At 61.8% G+C, this 2,457-nt stretch carries 1 protein-coding gene and 1 pseudogene; one reads left to right on the top strand and one right to left on the bottom strand.

Annotated features, from left to right (window positions below):
• Positions 1-277: 277 nt before the first annotated feature.
• Positions 278-1,684 (top strand): ISNCY family transposase, encoded by a 1,407-nt coding sequence (locus AC1DYD_RS41220; RefSeq protein ID WP_478178468.1) that lies wholly within the window; start codon positions 278-280, stop codon positions 1,682-1,684.
• A 482-nt stretch (positions 1,685-2,166) separates the two neighbouring features.
• On the opposite strand, the pseudogene AC1DYD_RS41215 reads toward AC1DYD_RS41220, so the two are convergent.
• Positions 2,167-2,457, bottom strand: a pseudogene (locus AC1DYD_RS41215) (Tn3 family transposase); the annotation flags it as partial.

The raw sequence follows: 2,457 nt of genomic DNA, 5'->3' as shown, positions 1-2,457 counted from the left end.
AGGCATGAGAGCAATTCTGGCAGGAGCTTTCCAGTTGAGGTGTGATGAACTTCGCGCGATTGCTGTCTATTGCAGGCGCGGCGAAGCAGGGCCGCCTACTTGTGCAGGCGCGGAGATGGCGTCAACGCCGCCACGCTCGAGCAGCCATCGAAATAACATTTAACATAAATCGCATTGTATCTTCTAAGTCTAGGCCCCAAATAGTAATGTCGCGTTTGGCCCGAATAGAAATGTCGCATTGTTGCCCCGGTCCAGCTTCTGGACCCGAGGCACAGCGATGGCAACACCGGCGGCAACTATCACCATGTCGATGCGCGAAGCCGACCGCCTCAAGACCATCCAGGCTGTGGTCGATCGGATGACGCGCGTCGGCCAGGCCGCGCTGCGGCTCGGCCTGAGTCGACGGCAGCTTGAGCGCTTGATCCAGCGGTACAGGGACGAAGGCGCTGTCGGGCTTGTTTCGCGCAAGCGAGGCCGATCCAGCAACCACCAGTTGGCGCCGGGGGTCGCGGAGCGCGCGATCGGGCTGATCCGGGAGCGCTACGCGGACTTCGGGCCCACGTTGGCCTGCGAGAAGCTTTCCGAACGCCATGGTTTGACAATCGGTGTCGAGACGGTGCGAACGCTGATGACGGCCGCGGGGCTGTGGACGCCCCGCAAGCAACGCGCGGCCAAGATCCACCAGCCCCGCAACCGCCGCGCATGTGTCGGCGAGCTGATCCAGATCGATGGCAGCGACCATGCGTGGTTCGAGGAACGTGATGCGCATTGCACGCTGCTGGTGTTCATCGACGATGCCACGAGCCGGCTGATGCAGCTGCACTTCGTGCCCACAGAGTCGGCCTTCGCGTACTTCGAGGCCACTCGGGCGTACCTGGAACAGCATGGCAAGCCGGTGGCCTTCTACAGCGACAAGGCCAGCATCTTCCGATCGGTGCGCGGCTCGACCGACTTCGGCCGTGGCACGACCCAGTTTGGGCGCGTCCTCTTCGAGCTGAACATCGACATCATGTGTGCCAACACGAGCCAGGCCAAGGGCCGAGTCGAGCGAGCCAACCTGACCCTGCAGGATCGCCTGGTGAAGGAATTGCGCCTGCGGGAGATCAATACGCGCGAGGCGGCCAACGCCTTCGCACCGCACTTCATGGCCGATTTCAACGCCCGTTTCGCCAAGACGCCACTGCGCGAGTTCGATGCCCACCGGCCGGTGCGCGACGACGAAGATCTGGATCTTCTATTCACCTGGCGACTTCAGCGCAAGGTCTCGCTGTCTCTGACGCTGCAGCACGACCGGGTCATCTACCTGCTCAAGGACACGCCGGCCAACCGCAAGCTGATCCACCGTTACATCGACGTGTTCGAGTACCCGGATGGCCGGATCGAACTGAGAGCCGACGGCGCCAATCTGGTTTATGAGCGCTACGACCGGCTGCCTCAGGTCGACACAGCTGCCATCGTCGAGAACAAGCGCCTGAGCCACGCCTTGCAAGCCGCACTGGTGATCCAGGCCCAGCGTGACGATCGCCGCATCTCCAACACCCCGTCGCGCACGAACCAAGGCAAAGCGCCCTACCCCAAGAAGGCTTTGCCGGGCACGAAGCGCTCGAGGCAGATCACCCCCAAGGACATGGAAATGGCGGTGATGAAGGTCTGCGCATCGAAAACTGCGCCGGCCTCCGGCTGACAGGCCTGTGCGGATGATGCTCAAGGCAAGGCAACCACCGAGACCACGGCAAACCTTGCAAATGCGACATTTCTACTTGGGAGGGAATGCGACATCTGAACTCGGCGTTGACAAAGTCGTTGATTTATAACGACTTTATCAATTTCGGCAGGGCGGCGGCCGGCTTGATTTTGAGGCTCGAATCGTACTCCAGTTACGACGACGCGAGCATTTTCAAACGGCCCCATCGACCTGGATATCCACCGGGGGGCCCGCCGCTTGTTTAGGACGCCTGATGCGGGCGCGCGCCGGACGCCGCTACGGGGCGATCTCGGTTTTCGTGCATTTTGTGGCGCTTAACCCGCCTAACCTCAATCAAATCAATGAGTTGCGAGATGCTCGCGTTTGGCCGGACGCTGGTTTTCGTGCATTTTGTGGCGATGCTGAAATGGTGAGCCCGGTGGCCGCCTCCGACGCCGTCACTGCCACGATGAAAAACGACGGGCTATTCGCGCGCGGTCTGTCGAGCAGCCGGTCCTTGCCTGGCCAGCGATGGCGGCACCGGCTTGTCGTTCATTGAGCACGATCGGCTGGTCGTACACGATGCCGTAGCGATCCAGGACGTGGGTGTAGAGCCCGGCAGCGTAAGTACGACGCCGCGGATCGACGCGTGCGTTCCACAGGTGCTGGGAAGCGTCCAACGACATCATGTCGGCAGAGGCCTTGTCGCCGGGGCCCCATAGCGCTGCAAGCGGGAAGGTGCGCTGAAACTCGACGACGCGCTCATTTGCGCG

Source organism: Variovorax sp. P4_B11 (assembly GCF_056402355.1).
Note: the sequence above shows the minus strand (reverse complement) of the source record. Positions and strands in the feature narration are given on the sequence as shown.

What these genes read in the sequence shown, in the direction of transcription:
- AC1DYD_RS41220 (WP_478178468.1), top strand. Translation starts at nt 278, where the DNA reads ATGGCAACACCGGCGGCAACTATCACCATGTCGATGCGCGAAGCCGAC.